Origin of the sequence: Streptococcus gallinaceus, from assembly GCF_024170225.1 — a bacterium.
Classification (GTDB): domain Bacteria; phylum Bacillota; class Bacilli; order Lactobacillales; family Streptococcaceae; genus Streptococcus; species Streptococcus gallinaceus.
Genome location: NZ_JALJXU010000003.1, coordinates 197,583 through 219,794 on the forward strand (window position 1 = coordinate 197,583; position 22,212 = coordinate 219,794).

Sequence of the window (22,212 nt, forward strand, 5' to 3'; positions counted from 1 at the left end):
GATGACGAGAGAAACAGTTCATATTATTTCCCATTCCCACTGGGACCGTGAATGGTATCTGCCTTTGGAAGCGCATCGGATGCGTTTGGTAGAGCTTTTCGAAGATTTGTTCGAATTATTTGAGACAGATCCTGAATTTAAGAGTTTTCATCTAGATGGGCAGACTATTGTTCTTGATGATTATTTGGAAATTAGACCGCAAAATCGTGACAAGCTTTTGCACTATATCCATGAAGGCAGATTGAAAGTTGGTCCATTTTATATCTTACAAGATGATTACTTGATTACGGATGAAGCGCATGCGCGGAATGCTTTGATTGGTCACTTGGAGAGTAAAAAGTGGGGGGCAGAAGGTCATGTTCCGGTAGGCTATTATCCGGATACCTTCGGAAATGTTGGGCAAATTCCTCAGCTGGCCAAGTTGTCTCAATTGGACACAGTTGCCTTTGGACGCGGTGTGAAGCCGATTGGATTTGACAACCAAGTCCTCTCAGATGACGTTTTCCAATCTTCATTTTCTGAAATGACTTGGCAAGGTGCAGATGACAGTCAGGTATTGGGAATTTTGTTCGCCAACTGGTACAGTAACGGTAATGAAATTCCAGTCGAGCCAAGCGCAGCAAAAGTTTTCTGGGACAAGAAATTGGCTGATGCCCGCAAGTATGCTTCGACCTCTCACCTTCTCTTTATGAACGGCTGTGACCATCAACCAGTTCAAAAGAATTTGAGTCAAGCCATTCGTGTGGCGCGTGAATTGTATCCAGATATCGACTTTGTTCACAGTGACTTCAAAACCTACACAGAAGCTGTAAAAGCGGCGAACCAGCAAGGTCTGTCAGTGGTCAAGGGTGAATTGACTAGTCAAGAAACGGATGGTTGGTACACATTGGCCAACACAGCCTCTACACGCATCTATCTGAAGCAGGCATTTGACCGAGCCAGCACTCTTTTAGCGGAAGAAGTTGAACCGTTTGCTATCATGTCAGGTCAAAAGTATCCTAGTGATGAGCTTACTTATGCATGGAAATTATTGTTGCAAAATGCTCCTCACGATAGCATCTGTGGCTGTAGTATTGACGACGTTCACCGTGAAATGGAAGTGCGCTTGGCACGTGTGCAACAGGTCGGGGATTTCTTATTGCACCGGACATTTGACCAATGGGCAAAAGAACTGCAAACGGAAGACTTATCGGATTTGGCATTTACGGTGGTTAATCCAACACCCCATCGTCAAACCAAGACTGTTTCGGTGGATTTGACCGTGAAAAAAGAAGCCCTATTGGCTGGAAAGTTAGCTCAAACACATGCAGAACTGGAGCAATTGCCATTACCAAATCTCGGTGTAGCTGATGCTCAGGGCAATCGGATTCCAGCGAAAATTGAAGATTTGGGTGTCATTTTTGACTATACCTTGCCAAAAGACAAGTTTAGACAAGCAGGATTCGCTCGGAAATTGCGCGTGACCGTACCAATGGAAGATATGCCGCCCTTGTCTTGGAAGACCTTCCAACTCATTGAAGTGGAAGAAACTGCTCAAGAACAAACCCTTACCTTTGAAAATGACTTCCTTGCGATTTCCTTTCAAGAAGGCAAGGGGCTGCAATTGACGGAAAAGGCGACAGGACGCACTGTAGACAATTTCCTTTCATTTGAAGATGTGGGCGACATGGGAAATGAATACATTTTCGTACAGACAGCTGATGGAGAAGTGGTCAGAGCACACGCAGAAAATCTTCGTTCATTAGAACGTATTGGTGCAATGCAACGCTTCACATCAGATTTTCGTCTTGCGGTGCCTGTTAGTGCGGCTGAAAGCTTACTAGCTGAGCAGATTGAGCTCGTCGAATGTATGAAACGCAAGAGTAGTCGTTCTGAACAGTTGATGGACTTGCCAATTCAGGTGACCTTTACTCTGTATGACCATTCACCGCAACTTCATGTCACAGCAACCTTTACCAACCAGATGAAGGACCATCGTCTTCGGGCGATGATTGCGACAGGATTGACCGCTGATAGCCACGAAGCCGACTCAACTTTTGAGACAGTTGTTCGTTTCAATACGCCATCAAAATACTGGGAAAATCCAAGTTTTGCACAACGTCACAGAACTTTTGTTTCTCTAGCGGAAGAAAGCAGAGCTGTTACTTTGTCCAGTCAGGGATTACATGAATACGAGGTAGTAAATCAGTCAGAATTGGCCTTAACTGTCTTGAGAGCTACGGGAGAATTGGGAGACTGGGGTTATTTCCCAACACCAGATGCTCAATGTTTACGAGAGTTCCAAGTAGATTTTGCGATTGAACTTCATGCTAGCAAGGACAAATATGCTGCTTATAGCCGAGCAAAATCTTTTTCAAGCAGTCTTCTTGCCAAACAAATCAGCCAACATGCCGGTAGCATTGCCTCAAGCAGCCTTGTCAACCTACACCCAGCTTTGGCAGATGACAGACTTTGTATCACCAGCCTAAAAAGAGCAGAAGATGGGCAATCAACTGTTCTACGCTACTACAATATGGCAGACGAAGAAGTTGTCCTAGAAGGCCATCAAGCGACCTGTCTTGATTTGCTGGAGCACGAAATTCCAAGAGATGCTTCTCGGATTCATTCCCAAGAAATTCGAACTGAGCTTTTAGAGTAGGGGGAGTTTATGACGATTGCATGTTTTGATATTGGAGGGACAGATGTCAAGTTTGCAGCGATAAGGAACAAGGAGATTCTCCAAAGAGAGAGTTGTCCAACTCCAAAAAGTTTGGCTGACTTAGTCAACTGGATAGAAAAGCAGGTTCGACCGACTTCAGATGTCCTAGCAATTTCCATCAGTCTGCCTGGCTCTGTCGACCCGAAGACCGGGATTGTAGCGGGAATTAGTGCGGTGCCTTATATTCACGGGCCGTCCTGGTTTGACATATTGGCATTTCTGAATTTACCAATTTTTATGGAAAATGATGCAAATTGTGTCGGCCTTAGCCAATTAGCTGCTCAAGGAGAACTGGAAAATTTTGCCTGTGTCGTGATTGGAACAGGCATCGGAGGGGCAGTCGTTTTAGATAGAAAACTCATTCGCGGGTGGAAAGGCTATGCTGGTGAGTTTGGCTATATGTTGTCTGACCCGTTAACGAACTGGTCTCAAAAAGCATCTACTGGCAATATGGTTGCAGGTGTACGTCGAGCAAAAGCAGAGCTAGATTGGGACGGAGTCGCGATTTACAAGGCGGCAGCAGAGGGAGATCCAGTCTGCCAAACAGCCTTACAAAACATGTATGACGAACTAGCCCTAGGCCTGATTACTATTTTCTACTGTCTTGGTACCAAGGATATTTTTCTTGGCGGAGCTATCAGCCAAAATAGAGAATTTTTAGCAGGAGTACAAGCCAGTCTCCAGTCTATCCAGGCTCGCAATTCCGATATTCCAGAACTACCTACAGTACAAGCCTGTCATTTTCATGGAGATGCCAATCTTATGGGCGCTTACATGCTCGCGACATAACCAAAGGCTGAAGGAAACCTCTCCTTCAGCTTTTTTAGGATGATTTAAGCTAACCATGTTAAGATAAGTCTAGAGAGAGTTAAACTTATGAATTTTTTGTATTCATGATATAATAGAGAGATAGAGGAGAATGAGACATGATTAAATTATTATTAGTAGAAGATGACTTGAGCCTGTCCAATTCGGTATTTGATTTTTTGGATGACTTTGCAGACGTTATGCAAGTATTTGATGGCGAAGAAGGGCTCTACGAAGCCGAATCTGGTGTTTATGACTTGATTCTTTTGGACTTAATGTTGCCTGAAAAAAATGGCTTCCAAGTCTTGAAAGAATTGCGCGAAAAAGGCGTGACAACCCCTGTTCTCATCATGACAGCCAAAGAAAGTTTGGATGATAAGGGACAAGGATTTGAACTTGGAGCGGACGACTACCTCACCAAGCCATTTTACCTAGAAGAGTTGAAGATGCGGATTCAAGCCCTCTTGAAACGGGCTGGGAAATTCAATGAGAACTTCCTACATTATGGAGACCTGTCTGTCAACTTATCGACAAATTCTACCACTGTGAACGGCCAAGAAGTAGAAATGCTGGGTAAGGAATTTGATTTGCTGGTTTATTTCTTACAAAATCAAAATGTTATCCTGCCAAAAACACAAATTTTCGACCGTATCTGGGGATTTGATAGCGATACCACGATTTCAGTTGTCGAAGTCTACGTGTCAAAAATTCGGAAAAAATTGAAAGGAACGACTTTCGGAGACAATTTGCAAACTCTTCGTAGCGTTGGCTATATCCTGAAAAATGCTGAATAAGGTTAGAAAAGGACTTCACACGGATAATTTCTCTTATTTTATCCGTTATTTTGCTGTTTTCACGCTGATTTTTGGTCTCATGTCCATTATCATTTTAAATCTGATGCGGTCCACTATGTACCACACTTCTGATGAGACTTTTGACCATATCTGCGATGACCCCAGTGCGGTGATTAACTTCGCCCTTGCTAGAGGGACAGTGCCGGATGTGAATTGGTTCAATACCGATAATAGTGGCCCAACCACAGGATTTGAAGGCACACACCCCAAATTAGCCCTCAATACCAATTACCACATTATTCTATACAATAGTGCTGGTCAAGCTATGAACAATATCGATATCCTATCTGGACTTTCTAGCTTAAAATTAGACAAATCAAGCATCAATGAGATCAAAGAAATTCGCGTTGAAAGCCTCTTCGGCGAGAAAGAGTACTACCGAAAAATGACGCTCCGACTAACGGATAAGCAGCAAGCCATGTCCGCTGTTAGCGACGTTCGCTATGTGACGGTCCTCTTCAATACAACTCAGATTCGAGATTCCATTTCTTCTTATGAGACAACAGTTGTCGTCGTCATGATTAGCTTCTGGATTATTTCCATCGTTGCTAGTATTTATCTGGCGACCGTCAGCGTTCGTCCGATTTTGATTAGTTACCAGCGACAAAAAGACTTTGTTGAAAATGCCAGTCACGAGTTGCGGACACCCTTGGCTGTTTTGCAAAATCGTCTGGAAAGTTTATTCCGAAATCCGGATGCCACTATCCTTGAGTCGAGTGAAAGTATCGCTTCAAGTCTAGAAGAAGTGCGCAATATGCGTTTGCTCACAAGTAATCTTCTCAATCTAGCCAGACGGGATGATGGCCTTAAGCCAAGTTTGGCAGATATTCCTGCATCTTTTTTTGAAGAAGTGCTCAGCAACTACCAGTTGATTGCAGAAGAAAGTGATAAAGAGTTAGAAGTGACCAACCAACTGACGGGGGCAATTCATTCGGACAAGACGCTTCTAAAACAAGTCATGACCATATTGGTTGATAATGCTTTGAAGTATACCGATACGAACGGTCAAATTAAGATTGATCTAGCTGCGACAGACCGCTATCTCATTTACCGAGTGACTGATAATGGTGTTGGCATTAGCGATGATGACAAGAAAAAGATTTTTGACCGATTTTACCGTGTTGATAAGGCGCGTACGCGTCAAAAAGGTGGCTTTGGCTTGGGACTTTCTCTTGCCAAGCAGATTTTAGAAAGTCTTCATGGCACCATCACTGTCCAAGATAATACACCTCAAGGCTCTATCTTTGAAGTAAAAGTTCCAAAATAATAGGAAAAGTCGAGTTAGCTCGGCTTTTTTAGTATCCTTTAAGACAAGCTTGCTATACTAAGTACAGTTGAGAAGGAGGAAGACAGATATGCAATCCATTCACAAAAAGCAAGTACTAGGCCTTGCCATTAGTCTAGGTACTAAGTTTCTACTCTTGTTGGGCGTATTTGTAGCAACACACTTCGAACTAATCTATTAAAGCGAAGGATATTCTATGACAACAGATCATCAACCAACCACTAAAGACAAATTTCAAGCGCACCTAAAGAACTTCATGGCCAAGCCAAAATTATGGGGAATCAGCCTAGCCTTGGCTAGTTTGACTATTGGATTTGCAGGAGGTATAGGAGTTTCTAGCCTCGGAAATAGTACCAGTCAGCATGCCAGTCGCCAATTCCCTAATCACGATCAGGGACACCAACCACCAAACATGGAGCAGGGAAATGAAGGACAAGAGCGAATGGCTCCTCCAGGTCAACCAAATGATAACCAAGACAGCCAAGACGATTCAGATTCATCAAGTAAAAGCACCACGCCCCCAGATCAAGCCAAGAGTAAAAATCAAGAAACAGAAGAAAATCAGGAAACGGATAACGGCTTCACAACTGAAACAAATTAAAAACTTACCTAGCAAATGCTAGGTAAGTTTTTGTTCTGTCCTTCGTAAAAAGTCATCAATTTCCTTCTGATTTTTGAGAGTAATGATTTTCTTAGTATACTGTTTTTCAATATCATGATAGAGCTGTTGTCGATTTGGTTTGTGAGAGTCTATCATGACAAACTTCAAAAAGGGCCAATCAATTTTTTCCTGACACCCATCTGGAGCAGATGAACGCACCTTACCTCGGTAGGTTAGATAACGCTTCAATATCCGGTGCAGGGCAGTCCAACGGTTAAAATTCAAAAAGATAATCTGATCAGCCTCTTCCAATCGTCGTTTTAAACTAAATTTGCTATAGAAACCATCCATAACCCACGAATCATGTTGATCTAAAAAATGCTCCAAATCACTTGAAAAATCAAGGTCCGAACGCATCACCCAATTTGGAGCAAAGCGAATCTTGTCCAGATGAAGAAGGGGAAATTTGTAGCGATGTGACAGTTTTTCAGCCAGTGTAGACTTACCTGACCCGCTAAAGCCAATAATCAGAATCTTCATAAAAACTCCTTAGAAGAAAATAAAAAAAGAAGCCATAGGGCTCTTTTTATTAAGCAAGTTTAGCTGAAAGACGTGCTTTGTCGCGGCTTGCTTTGTTTTTGTGAATCAAACCTTTTGTTTCTGCTTTATCAATTGCTGAACTTGCAGCGCGGAAAAGCTCTTCAGAAGGGTTAGCTTCAAATGCTTTGATTGCAGTACGCATAGCTGATTTTTGAGCTGAGTTTTTTTCGTTTTGTTTAACGTTCAATTCAGCGCGTTTGATAGCTGATTTAATGTTTGCCAATGGTTTCACCTCCACCCTTTTCTGTACTAACCATATCATTATATCGGAAAAACCATACTTTGGCAAGTAAAATCTATTTTTTCAAATAAATTTCATCAATTTCATGGTTTTGTCCTTTATGAAGAATAATGTCGGCGCGGCTTCGAGTTGGTTCAATATATTTTTCTAGATTGGCTAGGTTGATATGCTTCCAGGTATCTTGTGCCATGCCGAGCACCTCGTTAAATGGAAGCTGTGTGAAGCGATGGTAGTAGTTGTTAGGATCTGTCTCAGCGAGTTTCAATAATTTTTGGAAACGTTCGAGATACCAATTTTCAATATTTTCAATATCTGCATCGACATAAATGGCCAAATCAAAGTAATCACTCACATAAAGACGCTGGTTTTGCGGATTTTGAAAGACATTAATCCCCTCTACGATGAGAAAATCCGGAGATTCGATTTTTTGAGTTTTATCTGGCACGATATCGTAGATTTCGTGGGAGTAGACAGGAATCTCACAACTCTGACCGTTTTTTATGGTGTCTAAAAAGTCCAGTAATAATTCCATATTGTAGGACTCTGGGAAGCCTTTTTTGGTTAAAATTCCACGTTCCTCAAGAACTTTATTGGGAAATAGAAATCCGTCTGTCGTGACCATTTCGACCTTAGCATGTTTGAAAGTCCGCGCGAGAAGAATCTGCAAGAGACGGCTGGTGGTCGATTTTCCGACAGCCACACTCCCTGCGATACCAATGATGAAAGGCTGCGGACGATTGCGTGTCTGCAAAAATAGACTTTTGGAGAAGGCCAGATCTCCGCTTGCCTTTTTATAAATGCGAATCAGATTGGTTAATGGCAAATAAACATCCAAAACTTCCTGCAAACTAATTTTATCATTAAAACTTTTTATGGAATTTAATTCTTCCTGCGTAAGTGGCACAGTTGTGTTGCGATGCAGTTTCTGCCAGGTTTTTCGTTTGATTTTTTCAAAATTCATGAGTTCATTTTTCATAGCAACATTGTAGCATGATTTAATAGTATTGTAAAACAGCTTGTAAACGTTTTTACAACGTGGTATAATAAAAACATGGCAAATATGTATTATGAAAAAAATCCCGATGTTGCTCATGATATACATGAATTGCGAGTGACATTATTGGGGACTCCAATGACTTTTTTGACAGACGCAGGTGTTTTCAGTAAGAAGATGATTGACTATGGTAGTCAGGTTCTGTTAAATAGCTTGGACTTAGAGAATGGTAAGAGACTCTTGGATGTGGGCTGTGGATACGGTCCACTTGGTTTGACTTTAAGCAAGGTATTTGCAGTTGAGCCAACGATGATTGACATTAATAGTCGCGCAATCGAATTGGCCCAAAAGAACGCTGAGAAAAATCAAATCTCAGCTTCTATTTTCCAGTCAAATATTTATGAAAATGTGATCGGTCAATTTGATTATGTTATTTCAAATCCACCGATTCGTGCAGGAAAGGCAGTGGTTCATGAAGTTATCGCAGGTTCGTATGACCATTTGGTCAATGAAGGCAGTTTAACAATTGTTATCCAGAAAAAGCAAGGTGCTCCGAGTGCCAAGGCAAAAATGGAAGAAGTATTTGGAAATTGCCAAATTGTAAAAAAAGACAAAGGATATTATATTTTAGAAAGTGTGAAATATGAGAACAGTTGATTTAATTCAGAAGAAACGTGATGGTTTGGAGCTCACCAAAGAAGAAATCACATGGCTAGTGAATGGCTACGTTGATGGCAGTGTACCGGACTACCAAATGTCAGCCTTCGCCATGGCTATTTACTTCAAAGGAATGACAACGCGAGAAATTTCTGATTTAACCATGGCAATGGTTGCGACTGGTGAGCAGATTGACTTGTCGGCCATTGCAGGCATTAAAGTAGACAAGCATTCTACTGGGGGCGTTGGAGACAAGGTAACCTTGATTTTGGCTCCTTTAGTAGCTAGCTTCGACGTACCCGTGGCAAAAATGAGTGGCCGCGGTTTGGGGCACACGGGTGGTACACTAGATAAGTTAGAATCCATCAAAGGTTACCAAATCGAAGTTGCTCAGGAAGATTTTATCCGTCAAGTACAAGAAACTGGATTAGCTGTTATTGGCCAGTCAGACAAATTGGTCAAGGCAGACAAACTTCTCTACGCACTTCGTGATGTGACTGCGACGGTTGACACCATTCCATTGATCGCAAGTTCTGTTATGTCTAAGAAAATTGCTGCAGGAGCAGATGCTATTCTCTTGGATGTAACGGTTGGTGAAGGTGCCTTCATGAAGAACATTGAGGACGCCCGTGTATTAGCACGAACAATGGTTGAACTTGGAAAAGCTGTTGGCCGTAAGACAGTAGCTGTCATCACAGATATGTCACAACCTGTCGGGACAAGTATTGGTAATCGCCTTGAAATCCTCGAAGCGCTGGATATTCTTCAAGGAAAAGGCAGAGCTGACGTGACAGAATTCATTTGTGAGTTGGCGCAAATCATGTTGGGGCTTGCAAATGTTGACAAATCCCTCGAAGAAGTGCACCAACATTTGGTTAATGGAGCTGCTCTCAAGAAATTTGAAGAAATGGTTGAAGCACAAGGTGGAGATTTGGAAGATTTGTATCGTCCAGTTCAGGTCAGTCACAAGGTGGACGTTTTAGCGGAAGCCACAGGTACAATTACTGCATTACCAGCCCTTGAATTTGGTCTTTTCGCTATGAAATTAGGTGCAGGTCGTGCTGTGAAGACAGATAATCTTGATTACGAAACAGGGATTGTTTTCCATAAAAAAGTAGGCGAGAAAATCCTTGCAGGTGAGCCACTTGCCACAATTTATGCCAACCAAAATATTTCTGAAAATATGCTTACAGATTTTCAAAAAAATGTTAAAATAGAAGACGTTGTGATTGAAACAAAAGAAATTATTGAAATCATTTCGTAACAGGAGAAATAAAATGGAATTAAACAAATATATTGACCACACACTCTTGAAGCCAGAAGCAACTGAGGCGCAAGTTTTGACCTTGGTTGAGCAAGCCAAAAAATATGACTTTGCCAGTGTTTGTGTCAATCCAACTTGGGTTAGTCTTGCAGCAAAAGAATTGAAAGATAGCGATGTAAAAGTGTGTACTGTTATTGGATTCCCTCTTGGTGCAAATACTTCAGCGGTAAAAGCTTTCGAAACAAAAGATGCTATTGCAAATGGTGCTGATGAAGTGGATATGGTCATCAACATCGGTCAATTAAAAGCTGGCAATGTTGAAACTGTAGAAGCAGATATTCGTGCGGTTGTAGAAGCTGCAAATGGCACATTGACAAAAGTTATCATCGAAACTTGCCTCTTGACAGACGATGAAAAAGTAGCAGCATGTTTGGCAGCGCAACGTGCAGGTGCTGACTTCGTCAAAACATCAACTGGTTTCTCTACAGGAGGGGCAACAGTTCCTGATGTGGCTTTGATGCGTAAGACAGTTGGGCCTGATATGGGTGTGAAGGCATCTGGTGGAGCTCGTTCATTGGAAGATGCACAAGCCTTTATCGAAGCAGGAGCGACTCGTATTGGAGCATCATCTGGTGTTGCAATCATGGAAGGAATGAAAGCAGATGGCGGATACTAAGCTGATCGATTTAGCGATTGAAGCCAGTAAAAACGCCTACGTTCCCTATTCACATTTTCCGATTGGTGCGGCTCTAGTTGCAAAAGACGGTCGGGTTTTTACAGGCTGTAATGTTGAGAATGCTTCTTTTGGATTGACCAATTGTGGCGAACGTACTGCGATTTTTAAGGCGATTTCTGAAGGAGCTAGAGAATTCAAAGAATTGGTAATATTCGGAAAAACCGAACAACCAGTCTCTCCATGTGGCGCTTGTCGTCAAGTTATGGTAGAATTTTTTGAGAAAGATTTACCAGTGACTTTGGTCGCTGAAGATAAATCGACCGTCGTGATGACAGTCCAGGAGTTACTTCCTTATTCATTCACAGACCTTAAATAGTCTGTGATGCAGTCTGTGACTGCGAGCACATTTTACCCGGCAATTATTGCCAAAAGATTTTTAGGAGGGTTCATTCACATGAACAAGAAAGTTGTTGGTTTAGGCCTTGCTACTGTAGCTGTCTTTGGTTTGGCAGCATGTAGTAGTCGTACTGCTAAGAAATCTGAATCATCATCAGATTCTTCATCTATCAAAGCTGCTATTGTTACTGATATTGGCGGTATAGATGACCGTTCATTTAACCAATCTGCTTGGGAAGGCTTGCAAGCTTGGGGAAAAGAAGCAGGTCTTAAAAAAGACAATGGATTTACTTACTTCCAATCAGGTAGTGAATCAGAATACATCACTAACCTTGATGCAGCCGTTTCAGGCGGTTACAACCTTGTCTTTGGTATCGGTTTTGCCCTAGAAAATGCAATTAACGAAGTAGCACCAAACCATCCTGATACAAAATATGCCATCGTTGATTCAGTTGTTGAACAGCCAAATGTAGTAAGCATTGGCTTCGCTGACCATGAATCATCCTACCTTGCTGGTGTAGCTGCTGCTAAATCAACAAAAACAAAACACGTTGGTTTCATCGGTGGTATGCAAGGTGTTATCATCGACCGTTTTGAAGCTGGTTTCGTAGAAGGTGTTAAATCTGTAGATAAGAACATCAAGATTACAATTGACTACGCTGGTTCATTTGGTGACGCAGCGAAAGGTCAAACACTTGCTGCTGCTCAATACGCATCAGGTGCTGATATTATCTTCCACGCATCAGGCGGTACTGGTAACGGTGTCTTCGCTGCTGCAAAATCTGAAAATGAAACACGTAACGAAGCAGATAAAGTTTGGATTATCGGTGTTGACCGTGACCAATCTGGCGAAGGTGAATATACTTCTAAAGACGGTAAAAAATCAAACTTCGTACTTGCATCTACTTTGAAAGAAGTTGGTAATTCTGTAAAAGATATCGCTACGAAAGCTGCTAAAGGTGAATTTGACGGTGGTAAAACATTGCGCTACTCACTTAAAGATAAAGGTGTAGAATTGGCTGAAACAAACCTTTCTGAAGAAGCTTCAAAAGCAGTTGCTGCTGCTAAAGAAGATATCTTGAACGGTAAAGTTAAAGTTCCAGAAACTCCAGCAAAAAAATAAAATAAGAACATGGGGAAGGAGGCTGAGACGGGCTCGTCTCGCCCCCTTTCGCTGTGTCTACTGAGGAAATTTTTCTCAGTAAAGCCTATCATTTAACTTGGTAGGTTTTCCTGACAAAAATTTTAGTCTGAAAGGAAGATAGATATGACAAATGAAAATGTCATTGAAATGCGTGAAATTACCAAGATTTTTGGTGAGTTTGTTGCAAATGACCATATTAATTTGACTGTCAAACGCGGCGAAATTCATGCGCTTCTTGGGGAAAATGGTGCTGGTAAATCTACACTCATGAACATGCTTTCCGGCTTGTTAGAACCAACTTCTGGTGAAATTGCCATCAATGGACAAGTGGTGCAGATTGATTCGCCATCCAAAGCAGCTCATCTTGGAATTGGAATGGTGCACCAACACTTTATGTTGGTAGAGGCCTTTACGGTTGCTGAGAACATTATTTTAGGTAGTGAAACGACTAAAAATGGTGTCCTCAACCTCAAACAAGCCATTCAGGAAATCAAAGAGCTTTCTGAAAAGTATGGTTTAGAGGTGGATCCAAGCGCTAAGATTTCTGACATCACAGTCGGAGCTCAACAGCGTGTAGAAATCCTCAAAACTCTTTACCGTGGTGCAGATATTCTGATTTTTGACGAGCCAACAGCTGTTTTGACACCAGCTGAGATTACTGAGCTGTTGAAGATTATGAAAACCTTGGTTAAAGAAGGCAAGTCTATCGTCCTAATCACACACAAACTAGATGAAATTCGTGCAGTTGCAGATACGGTTACAGTTATTCGCCGTGGGGAGTCTATTCAGTCGGTGCCTGTAGCAGGTGCTAGCAATGCTGACTTGGCTGAATGGATGGTTGGTCGTGCAGTTTCCTTCAAAACAGAGAAAATTGCAGCTAATCCAAGTGATACCATCTTGTCAATTAAGAATCTTGTTGTCCATGAAAACCGTGGCGTTCCAGCAGTGAAGAACTTATCACTTGATGTTCGTGCCGGTGAAGTTGTGGGGATTGCAGGTATTGATGGCAATGGTCAGAGTGAGCTTATCCACGCGATTACTGGTCTTCGCAAGGTCCAATCAGGTGAGATTTGGATTAAAGATGAAAATGTTGTTGGAAAAACACCACGACAAATTACAGAACTAAGCGTAGGACATGTTCCAGAAGACCGTCATAAATACGGTATGGTCCTTGACATGACAGTGGCAGAAAACTTTGCCCTTCAGACATATTACAAAGAACCTATCTCAAAAAATGGTCTCTTGAATTACGGAAAAATCAACGAGTATGCTCGTAAATTGATGGAAGAATTTGACGTACGTGCTGCCAGTGAAGTTGTTACTGGTCGTGCCATGTCAGGTGGTAACCAACAAAAGGCAGTTATTGCCCGTGAAATTGACCGTGATCCAGATTTATTGATTATCAGCCAACCGACTCGTGGTTTGGACGTTGGAGCTATCGAATACATCCGAAAACGGATTATTGCAGAACGTGATAAAGGAAAAGCTGTATTAGTAGTCAGCTTTGAATTAGACGAGATTTTAGATGTCTCAGATCGTATTGCGGTTATCCACGATGGACATATCAGCGGTATTGTGGATCCTGCAACAACTAATAAACAAGAACTCGGCGTCTTGATGGCCGGAGGAAAACTTGAGAAGGGAGCGCAAGATGCTTAAGAAAAATCAAGCTTTGTTGATTCCAATCTTGGCAGTTATTTCAGGTCTTCTTCTTGGAGCCCTAATCATGCTGATTTTTGGATATGACCCAGTTTGGGGTTATGAGGAGTTGTTCTATTCAGCCTTTGGTACTATAAAATCTATCGGAGAAATCTTCCGTGCCATGGCGCCACTTGTCTTTACAGCACTTGGATTTGCAGTAGCAAGTCGAGCAGGCTTCTTCAATGTTGGTTTGCCTGGGCAAGCCTTGGTTGGTTGGGTTTTCTCAGCATGGTTTGCTTTGGAAAATCCAGATTTACCACGTTTGATTTTGATACCAATGACAGTATTGATCGCCATGATTGCGGGTGGAATTGCAGGAGCTATTCCTGGTATCCTTCGTGCCTTTCTTGGTACATCAGAAGTTATCGTAACGATCATGATGAACTACATCTTGCTCTATAGCTGTAACTATATCGTTCGTGATGTCTTCTCTGATAGTCTCATGAAAAACACAGACTCATCTATTAACGTTTCGGCAAATGCATCCTATCAAACAGAGTGGTTGCGCGCTTTAACAGAGAATTCTCGGATGAATATCGGTATTTTCTTTGCTATTATTGCAGTTGTATTGATTTGGTTTATGATGACCAAGACAACACTTGGTTTTGAAATCCGTTCAGTTGGTCTCAATCCATCTGCATCTGAGTATGCAGGTATGTCAGCAAAACGGACAATTATCCTTTCAATGGTTATTTCAGGAGCGCTTGCTGGTATCGGTGGTGCGATTGAAGGACTTGGAACTTTCCAAAATGTCTACATCCAAGGTGGTAACTTGGCTATCGGTTTCAACGGTATGTCTGTGGCCTTGCTTGCAACAAATGCCCCTCTAGGTATTCCATTTGCAGCCTTCCTGTTCGGAATGCTATCTGTCGGAGCGCCTGGTATGGTTCGTGCAGGTATTCCATCTGAGTTGATTAACGTTGTAACAGCCTCTATCATTTTCTTCATTGGTGTTAAATTTATCTTTGAACGTTTATTGACAAGACGTAAAAAAGCAGCGAAAGGAGCAAAATAATGAACGGAATGACAATTTTATCTTTGCTAATTTCGCAAATGTTGATTTATTCTGCTCCATTGATTTTCACAAGTCTTGGAGGAGTCTTCTCTGAACGTGCCGGTATCGTCAACGTCGGATTAGAAGGTATCATGGTAATTGGTGCCTTTGCAGGTGTTGTTTTCAATATCGAATTCGCTGAAAACTTTGGTAAAATGACTCCGCTACTTGCTATCTTGGTCGGTGGAGCAGCCGGTGTTGTATTTGCTGCGATTCATGCAGTTGCAACTATCAATTTCCGAGCTGACCACGTTGTTTCAGGTACCGTATTAAACCTATTGGCACCAGCCTTGGGAGTTTTCTTGGTAAAAGTTATTTATGGAAAAGGTCAGACAGACTCTATTCGTGAATCTTTTGGTAAATTCTCGTTCCCAGGTTTGTCTAAAATTCCTGTTTTGGGAGATTTGTTCTTCAAAAATACAAGTCTCATGGGCTATGTAGCCATTGCGACAACATTCCTTGCTTGGTTTATTCTTTACAAGACAAAATTTGGCTTGCGCCTACGTTCTGTTGGGGAACATCCTCAAGCAGCAGATACGCTTGGTATTAATGTTTATGCGATGCGTTACGCTGGTGTCTTGATTGCTGGATTCCTTGGTGGTGTCGGTGGTGCCGTTAGTGCCCAATCTGTTAACATTAACTTCTCAGCAACGACGATTGTTGGTTCAGGATTTATCGCATTGGCAGCCGTTATTTTCGGTAAATGGAATCCAATCGGTGCTATGCTTGCCTCTCTCTTCTTTGGACTTTCTCAAAGTTTAGCCGTAATTGGTGGACAATTACCAGGTCTATCTGCGATTCCAACCGTTTACTTGCAAATTGCACCTTACTTGATTACAATCATCGCTCTAGCAGCCTTCTTTGGTTCATCTGTCGCACCAAAAGCAGATGGTATCAACTACATCAAGTCAAAATAATAGCAATTTAATAAGACAAAAAGCTCTCAACCAAGTTGGTTGAGAGCTTTTCTGTACTTTGCGCTATAAAAAGCGGGTATAATATCAGTTTAATAAATATACTTATTTATATTTGCTTATCTCTTTTATAAGAAATCTATATTTCCCAATTATAAAAAAGTCTGTTAAACTGGGTCTAATAAAATTTTGGAGGTATCCTATGGCAAATCTTACAATTCACACTATCGAAACAGCCCCAGAAGCTGTTAAAGATGTCCTTACGACTGTTAAACGTGAAAACGGTGGCTACATTCCCAACCTAATCGGTGTACTTGCCAATTCCCCAACAGCACTTGAAACCTATCGTACAGTAGGAGGTATCAATCGTCGTTCTAGCCTGAGTCCAACAGAGCGCGAAGTCGTTCAGATTACAGCTGCAGTGACAAATGGTTGTGGTTTCTGTGTGGCAGGACATACAGCTATCGCGATTAAGCAAATCAAAATGCCAGAGGATGTCCTGACGGCATTGCGTGAGACGGCACCAATCGAGAGTGATGCTAAGTTGGATACTCTGGCACGATTCACACTGACTGTTATCCACCAAAAAGGACAAGTGGGGCCAACCATCCTATCTGACTTTTTCGAAGCAGGCTACACACAAGAAAATGCCCTGGATGTTGTACTAGGTGTTAGTCTTGCGACTCTTTGTAATTTTGCCAATAATTTGGCTGAAACTCCAATTAATCCTCAATTGCAACCATATACTTTACAATAAGATCATTTAGATTGTAACCAAGTCACCCTAGAACAGTAAGGAGGGAAATCAATGAGCTATTTAACAACAGAGTTTATCGACTGGCTTGACCAGCATGCTGATGCTTTAAACCAAGAATCGGGACCGTTGGCAGACGAGTTGCTTGAAAAAGTCGCTAAACAAGGGCTTTTCAAGATAGGCGTACCAGAAGGATTGGGTGGAAGCGGAGGTTATCCAACGGATGTCATTGATGCTTTGAGTCAACTCGCTCAACATTCTCTAACGGCTGCCTTTATTTCATGGGGACATCGGACCTTTATCGAGAATATCCTTCAGTCTGAAAATTCCTACGGTCGTACATACTGGTTGCCCCAGCTCCTAACAGGTCAGTTAGCTGCAGGAACAGGCTTATCTAATGTAGTTAAATTTTTATCAAGCATAGAAGAGCTCAATGTTTCCATAGTAGAAGAAGCTGGTAAGCTCTACCTACAAGGACGTCTTCCATGGGTGACAAACTTGGGAAATGATCAATTTGTAGCGATTTTCGTCGCAGGATACGATGATGGACGCACGCCAATTGTTCTCAGTGTTTCTTCGACAGCTATCGGTTTGAGCCGCTCAAATGATTTAGAATTCGTGTCTCTACAAGGATCGAATACGGCATCTCTGATCTTTGATAAGGTTGAGTTAGATCCACAATGGATTGTTTCAGACAATGCGCCAGAATTTTTAGGTTATCAGTTCGGTTTGGCATTGGATTGGCTCAGCGTTCATTGGCTGAGACCAAGACCAACTTGACGCGTAGTCGTTCAATTCTTCAGCTTGATTGGGAGCAACAGCAGGAAAATTTAACCACGATTCAAGAAAAATTGTACAGCGGTTTGAAGAATGACGATTATTTTATTGATCATCCTCGGGAACTTTTTCAACTTCGTATAGATATTATTGACGTAGTTGTGGCCAGTTTGTTGCTCGAACTAGAAGCGGGCGGAGGTCGTGGTTACTTTAAACACTCAAATTCATCCTTTATTCGCAGGTGGAATGAAGGTGCCTTTCTACCAGTAGTATCTCCAAGCGCAGTTCAGTTGCGACATTTGTTGGCAACAACTGCTTGGAAATTGGAAAATAAAAAGAGTCCTCAGTAGGACTCTTTTTATATTATTAGTTTTTTACTGAAGCAGCAATTTCTGGATTTGCAAAAGCGTTATCCATAATTTCTTTCAATTGTGCAGCAGAAGCTTGCATTTTTTGCAATTCAGCATCGTTCAATGGGATGTTCACTGGACGCACGATACCGTGTGCACCAACGATAGCTGGTTGACCGATGAAGACATCTTCAACACCTTCGTATTGGCCTGATTGGAATACTGAAAGTGGAAGTACTGCATTTTCATCATCAAAGATTGCTTTTGTGATACGAGCAAGCGCAGCACCGATACCGTAGTATGTAGCACCTTTTTTGTTGATGATTGAGTAAGCTGCGTCACGTACTGAGATAAACAAGTCTACAAGACCTTGCTCATCGATGTCGCGGTTATCTTGCAACCATTGTTCCAATTTAACACCGGCAACATTAGCGTGTGACCAAACAGCAAATTCTGAGTCACCGTGTTCACCCATGATGTAGGCGTGAACTGAACGAGCGTCGATACCGATTTTTTCAGCAAGTGCTTGACGGAAACGAGCTGAGTCAAGAGAAGTACCTGAACCGATAACGCGTTCTTTAGGGAAACCTGAGAATTTCCAAGTTGAGTAAGTCAAGATATCAACTGGGTTAGCAGCAACGAGGAAGATACCGTTAAATCCTGAAGCTACGATTTCGCTAACGATTTGTTGGTTGATACGGAGGTTTTTCTCGATCAATTGAAGACGAGTTTCACCTGGTTTTTGTGGCAAACCAGCTGTCAATACAACGAGGTCTGCATCATGTGCGTCTGAATATTCAGCTGAATAGATTTTTTTAGGGGAAGTGAAAGCAAGCGCATGGCTCAAGTCTTCCGCGTCACCTTGTGTACGATCTTTGTTGATATCAACGATACCTAATTCTTGACCAATACCTTGGTTAACGAGGGCGTAAGCGTAAGCAGAACCTACGGCACCGTCGCCGACAAGGATCACTTTTTTATGTTGTTTGGTTGCAGTCATGTTTCTACAATTCTCCTTTGAATTATTTGGGACATCGTCCCAACCATCTATTATTCTAGCACTTTTCAGCTCATTTGTCAGTAGTGAAAGGTGTTCTGAAAATGTTTACATTATAGATTCTTATATCGGAAAAATAAGCTGAAATATGGTATAATTATATAGATACTTTCTAGTAGAAATGAGGCATTTTTTCAATGCAAGATAAAAATTTAGTGGATGTAAATCTGACGAGTGAAATGAAGACGAGCTTCATTGACTATGCCATGAGTGTTATCGTGGCACGGGCTCTTCCAGATGTACGTGATGGACTGAAACCCGTTCATCGTCGTATTTTGTATGGAATGAATGAACTAGGCATTACACCAGATAAGCCACATAAAAAGTCAGCGCGTATCACCGGTGATGTAATGGGTAAATACCACCCGCATGGTGATAGTGCAATCTATGAAGCTATGGTCCGTATGGCGCAGTGGTGGAGCTACCGTCACATGTTGGTTGACGGGCACGGTAACTTCGGTTCTATGGACGGAGATGGTGCGGCCGCACAGCGTTATACAGAAGCTCGTATGAGCAAGATTGCGCTTGAAATGCTGCGTGACATCAATAAAAATACGGTAAATTTCGCAGATAACTATGATTCGAGTGAGCGTGAGCCAGAAGTACTTCCTGCACGTTTTCCAAATCTTTTGGTTAATGGTACGACAGGGATTGCCGTTGGGATGGCGACCAATATTCCCCCACATAATCTGGGTGAGACTATTGACGCGGTAACCCTTTTGATGGACAACCCTGAAGCAACAACGCGAGAAATTATGGAAGTCCTACCTGGTCCTGACTTCCCGACAGGTGCGCTTGTTATGGGGAAATCTGGTATTCACCGTGCTTATGAAACAGGTAAAGGTTCGATTGTTCTACGTGCCAAGACAGAAATTGAAGAATTTGGAAATGGTCGTGAGCGTATCGTTGTAACAGAGTTTCCTTATATGGTCAATAAGAGCAAGGTCCTAGAGCACATCGTTCGTTTGGCCCAGGAAAAACGGATTGAAGGCGTAACGGCAGTTCGTGATGAATCCAACCGTGAAGGTGTTCGATTTGTCATTGAAGTTCGTCGAGATGCATCTGCTAACGTTATTTTGAATAATCTGTTCAAATTGACACAATTGCAAACGAACTTTAGTTTCAACATGTTGGCCATTCAAGGTGGAATACCGAAAATTTTGTCTGTTCGACAAATTTTGGCAGCTTATATTGACCACCAAAAAGAGGTTGTTACTCGTCGTACACAATTTGACAAGGATAAAGCAGAGAGCCGTGCTCATATTTTAGCAGGTTTGCTGATTGCCTTGGATCATATCGAAGAAGTCATTCGTGTCATTCGTGATTCGGAGACTGACGCGATTGCTCAGGCTGAATTGATGAAGCGCTTCGACTTGTCTGAGCGACAAAGTCAAGCTATCCTAGACATGCGTCTGCGTCGTTTAACAGGATTGGAGCGCGATAAAATTCAGTCAGAATACGATGACTTGTTGGCTCTGATTGCCGACTTGGCAGATATTTTGGCTAAGCCAGAACGCGTGGTGCAAATCGTAAAAGATGAACTAGGCGAAGTCAAACGTAAATACGCTGATGCTCGTCGAACAGAACTCATGGTCGGAGAAGTTCTTTCTCTTGAAGATGAAGATTTGATCGAGGAAACAGACGTCTTGATTACCTTGTCAAACAAAGGCTACATTAAGCGTTTGGCCCAAGATGAATTCCATGCCCAAAAACGTGGTGGCCGTGGTGTCCAAGGAACAGGGGTTAAAGATGATGACTTCGTTCGAGAACTGGTCTCAACCAGTACCCATGATCGTCTGCTCTTCTTTACCAATAAAGGGCGAGTTTACCGCTTGAAAGGCTATGAAATTCCAGAGTATGGACGGACAGCCAAGGGCTTGCCAGTCGTTAACCTCCTCAAATTAGACGAGGGTGAAACCATCCAGACCATCATCAATGTCACAAAAGACCAAGAAAACGACCATTATCTCTTCTTTGCGACGCGTCAAGGTTTGGTCAAACGAACAAGTGTGTCGGAATTTGGCAATATCCGTCAAAATGGACTCAAGGCCTTAAATCTGAAAGATGAAGATGAGTTGATTAATGTCTTCTTGACAGACGGTCAAACAGATGTCATCATGGGAACGAAATCAGGTTATTCTGTCCGATTCAATGAATCTGTCGTCCGAAACATGGGACGCTCAGCAACAGGTGTTCGCGGTGTCAACCTTCGTGACGGCGATGTGCTCGTTGGTGCAACAACCATTACCGATGAGCAGGAAGTCTTAGTCATTACCGAAAAGGGATTTGGTAAACGGACGCCAGCCACTGAATACCCAACAAAAGGGCGTGGTGGTAAAGGAATTAAGACCCTGAATGTGGCAGAGAAAAACGGTCCGCTTGCAGGTTTGACAACAGTTTCTGGTGATGAAGACATCATGGTCATCACAGATACAGGTGTTATTATCCGTACAGGCGTAGCCAATATTTCCCAAACAGGTCGCTCAACAATGGGTGTCAAGGTTATGCGTCTCAACGATGAAGCTAAAATTGTTACATTTGCATTGGTTGATGCTGCTGATGATAAAGAAGAAGTAGTTGAGGGCGAGAATGTCTAGACGAAAAAAAACAACTAAAAAACCAGTAAGTTTCTGGCGTATCTTAGTCTTTACTTTGTTGTTATTGATTTCACTGGTATTGATTTTCAATTCCTCTATCCGCAATATGATCATTGCCAATAATACCAATCGTTATCAGATTTCCAAAGTTACAAAGAAGGAAATTAAAAAGAATCAAACGGCTAAAACTACCTTTGATTTCGATCAGGTTGAATCAATTTCAACCGAAAAGGTTCTCCAAGCACAGTGGGATGCCCAACAATTACCTGTTATCGGTGGAATTGCTATTCCGGATTTGAAAATCAACTTACCTATTTTCAAAGGACTATCAAATACTGCTCTCATGTATGGCGCAGGTACCATGAAGGAAGATCAAAAGATGGGCGAAGGCAACTATTCGCTTGCTAGTCACCATATCTTTGGAATTGCAGGAGCTAGTGACACACTCTTTTCTCCTCTGGAAAAAGCCAAAAATGGGATGAAAATTTATGTGACGGACAAGGAAACTATCTACGTCTACACTATTACTACCGTTGAAACTGTTGCTCCAGATCGTGTGGATGTCATCAATGATATCTTAGGGCAAAAAACAATCACTTTGGTCACTTGTGAAGATTTGGATGCAACCATGCGTACGATTGTCCAAGGTGAGCTGACAGAAACCATTTCTTACAAAGATGCAGATTCTGCTACCTTGAAACATTTTGAGCAATCGTATAATCAAGTTCAATTATAAAAAACTGAGGTCATTTGACTTCAGTTTTTTTCGAATAGATAAGTAAGGAGGATAG

20 protein-coding genes and 1 pseudogene are annotated in these 22,212 nt (G+C 42.0%); 17 read left to right on the top strand and 4 right to left on the bottom strand.

Features of this window, described 5'->3' with window-relative positions; all coding sequences use genetic code 11:
• The first annotated feature begins 1 nt into the window (after position 1).
• The 5 genes from J2T50_RS05105 to J2T50_RS05125 all read left to right on the top strand — a co-directional run bounded on the left by J2T50_RS05105 (position 2) and on the right by J2T50_RS05125 (position 6,245).
• Positions 2–2,638: an alpha-mannosidase gene (locus J2T50_RS05105; RefSeq protein ID WP_253364345.1), complete on the top strand. Its 2,637-nt coding sequence runs from the start codon at positions 2–4 to the stop codon at positions 2,636–2,638.
• A gap of 9 nt (positions 2,639–2,647) precedes the next feature.
• Entirely contained in the window at positions 2,648–3,487 is an 840-nt protein-coding gene (locus tag J2T50_RS05110; RefSeq protein WP_253364347.1) for an ROK family protein, read from the top strand.
• Positions 3,488–3,624: 137 nt separating this feature from the next.
• On the top strand, positions 3,625–4,299 hold the full coding sequence (locus tag J2T50_RS05115) for a response regulator transcription factor (RefSeq protein ID WP_253364349.1): 675 nt from the start codon (positions 3,625–3,627) through the stop codon (positions 4,297–4,299).
• Positions 4,289–5,626, top strand: coding sequence for a sensor histidine kinase (locus J2T50_RS05120; protein WP_253364351.1), 1,338 nt, complete (start codon positions 4,289–4,291; stop codon positions 5,624–5,626). Before J2T50_RS05115 ends, J2T50_RS05120 begins: the two co-directional genes overlap by 11 nt.
• Before the next feature lie 214 nt (positions 5,627–5,840).
• Positions 5,841–6,245 carry a hypothetical protein gene (locus J2T50_RS05125; protein ID WP_253364353.1) on the top strand — a complete coding sequence of 135 codons (405 nt, stop codon included), beginning with the start codon at positions 5,841–5,843 and terminating at the stop codon, positions 6,243–6,245.
• An 18-nt stretch (positions 6,246–6,263) separates the two neighbouring features.
• Here J2T50_RS05125 and J2T50_RS05130 read toward each other — a convergent pair whose 3' ends face one another.
• The 3 genes from J2T50_RS05130 to coaA all read right to left on the bottom strand — a co-directional run bounded on the left by J2T50_RS05130 (position 6,264) and on the right by coaA (position 8,062).
• A complete protein-coding gene (locus J2T50_RS05130) occupies positions 6,264–6,785 on the bottom strand; it encodes a P-loop NTPase family protein (RefSeq protein ID WP_253364355.1) in 522 nt (173 codons plus the stop codon).
• 49 nt (positions 6,786–6,834) lie between these two features.
• Positions 6,835–7,068 carry a 30S ribosomal protein S20 gene (gene rpsT / locus J2T50_RS05135; protein ID WP_222348330.1) on the bottom strand — a complete coding sequence of 78 codons (234 nt, stop codon included), beginning with the start codon at positions 7,066–7,068 and terminating at the stop codon, positions 6,835–6,837.
• Between the two features lie 73 nt (positions 7,069–7,141).
• Positions 7,142–8,062, bottom strand: coding sequence for a type I pantothenate kinase (gene coaA / locus J2T50_RS05140; RefSeq protein WP_253364357.1), 921 nt, complete (start codon positions 8,060–8,062; stop codon positions 7,142–7,144).
• A gap of 75 nt (positions 8,063–8,137) precedes the next feature.
• On the opposite strand from coaA, the gene J2T50_RS05145 reads away from it, so the two are divergent.
• The 10 genes and pseudogenes from J2T50_RS05145 to J2T50_RS05190 all read left to right on the top strand — a co-directional run bounded on the left by J2T50_RS05145 (position 8,138) and on the right by J2T50_RS05190 (position 17,767).
• The gene (locus J2T50_RS05145; protein ID WP_253364359.1) at positions 8,138–8,737 is read left to right on the top strand and encodes a class I SAM-dependent methyltransferase; all 600 of its coding nucleotides are present in this window, start codon (positions 8,138–8,140) and stop codon (positions 8,735–8,737) included.
• Positions 8,724–10,001, top strand: coding sequence for a pyrimidine-nucleoside phosphorylase (locus J2T50_RS05150; RefSeq protein ID WP_253364361.1), 1,278 nt, complete (start codon positions 8,724–8,726; stop codon positions 9,999–10,001). The genes J2T50_RS05145 and J2T50_RS05150 overlap by 14 nt, the downstream gene beginning before the upstream one ends.
• Before the next feature lie 13 nt (positions 10,002–10,014).
• Positions 10,015–10,677, top strand: coding sequence for a deoxyribose-phosphate aldolase (deoC, locus tag J2T50_RS05155; protein ID WP_253364363.1), 663 nt, complete (start codon positions 10,015–10,017; stop codon positions 10,675–10,677).
• Complete coding sequence (locus J2T50_RS05160) at positions 10,664–11,053, top strand: cytidine deaminase (RefSeq protein ID WP_253364364.1); 390 nt, start codon at positions 10,664–10,666, stop codon at positions 11,051–11,053. The genes deoC and J2T50_RS05160 overlap by 14 nt, the downstream gene beginning before the upstream one ends.
• 78 nt (positions 11,054–11,131) lie before the next feature.
• Positions 11,132–12,196, top strand: coding sequence for a BMP family lipoprotein (locus tag J2T50_RS05165; protein ID WP_253364365.1), 1,065 nt, complete (start codon positions 11,132–11,134; stop codon positions 12,194–12,196).
• A 144-nt stretch (positions 12,197–12,340) separates the two neighbouring features.
• Entirely contained in the window at positions 12,341–13,876 is a 1,536-nt protein-coding gene (locus J2T50_RS05170; RefSeq protein WP_253364366.1) for an ABC transporter ATP-binding protein, read from the top strand.
• Positions 13,869–14,933 carry an ABC transporter permease gene (locus J2T50_RS05175; RefSeq protein ID WP_253364367.1) on the top strand — a complete coding sequence of 355 codons (1,065 nt, stop codon included), beginning with the start codon at positions 13,869–13,871 and terminating at the stop codon, positions 14,931–14,933. Before J2T50_RS05170 ends, J2T50_RS05175 begins: the two co-directional genes overlap by 8 nt.
• The gene (locus tag J2T50_RS05180; RefSeq protein WP_253364368.1) at positions 14,933–15,889 is read left to right on the top strand and encodes an ABC transporter permease; all 957 of its coding nucleotides are present in this window, start codon (positions 14,933–14,935) and stop codon (positions 15,887–15,889) included. Before J2T50_RS05175 ends, J2T50_RS05180 begins: the two co-directional genes overlap by 1 nt.
• Before the next feature lie 199 nt (positions 15,890–16,088).
• Positions 16,089–16,643: a carboxymuconolactone decarboxylase family protein gene (locus tag J2T50_RS05185; RefSeq protein WP_253364369.1), complete on the top strand. Its 555-nt coding sequence runs from the start codon at positions 16,089–16,091 to the stop codon at positions 16,641–16,643.
• 51 nt (positions 16,644–16,694) lie between these two features.
• A pseudogene (locus J2T50_RS05190) lies at positions 16,695–17,767 on the top strand (acyl-CoA dehydrogenase family protein).
• A 16-nt stretch (positions 17,768–17,783) separates the two neighbouring features.
• Here the strand turns inward: J2T50_RS05190 and J2T50_RS05195 are convergent.
• On the bottom strand, positions 17,784–18,767 hold the full coding sequence (locus J2T50_RS05195; RefSeq protein WP_253364374.1) for an L-lactate dehydrogenase: 984 nt from the start codon (positions 18,765–18,767) through the stop codon (positions 17,784–17,786).
• A 194-nt stretch (positions 18,768–18,961) separates the two neighbouring features.
• Here J2T50_RS05195 and gyrA point away from each other — a divergent pair, with 194 nt between their 5' ends.
• Together gyrA and J2T50_RS05205 are read left to right on the top strand one after the other, a co-directional pair.
• Positions 18,962–21,421, top strand: a complete 2,460-nt coding sequence (gene gyrA, locus J2T50_RS05200; RefSeq protein WP_253364375.1) for a DNA gyrase subunit A — start codon at positions 18,962–18,964, stop codon at positions 21,419–21,421.
• Positions 21,414–22,157 carry a class A sortase gene (locus J2T50_RS05205; protein WP_253364376.1) on the top strand — a complete coding sequence of 248 codons (744 nt, stop codon included), beginning with the start codon at positions 21,414–21,416 and terminating at the stop codon, positions 22,155–22,157. Before gyrA ends, J2T50_RS05205 begins: the two co-directional genes overlap by 8 nt.
• The last annotated feature ends 55 nt before the right edge of the window (positions 22,158–22,212 follow it).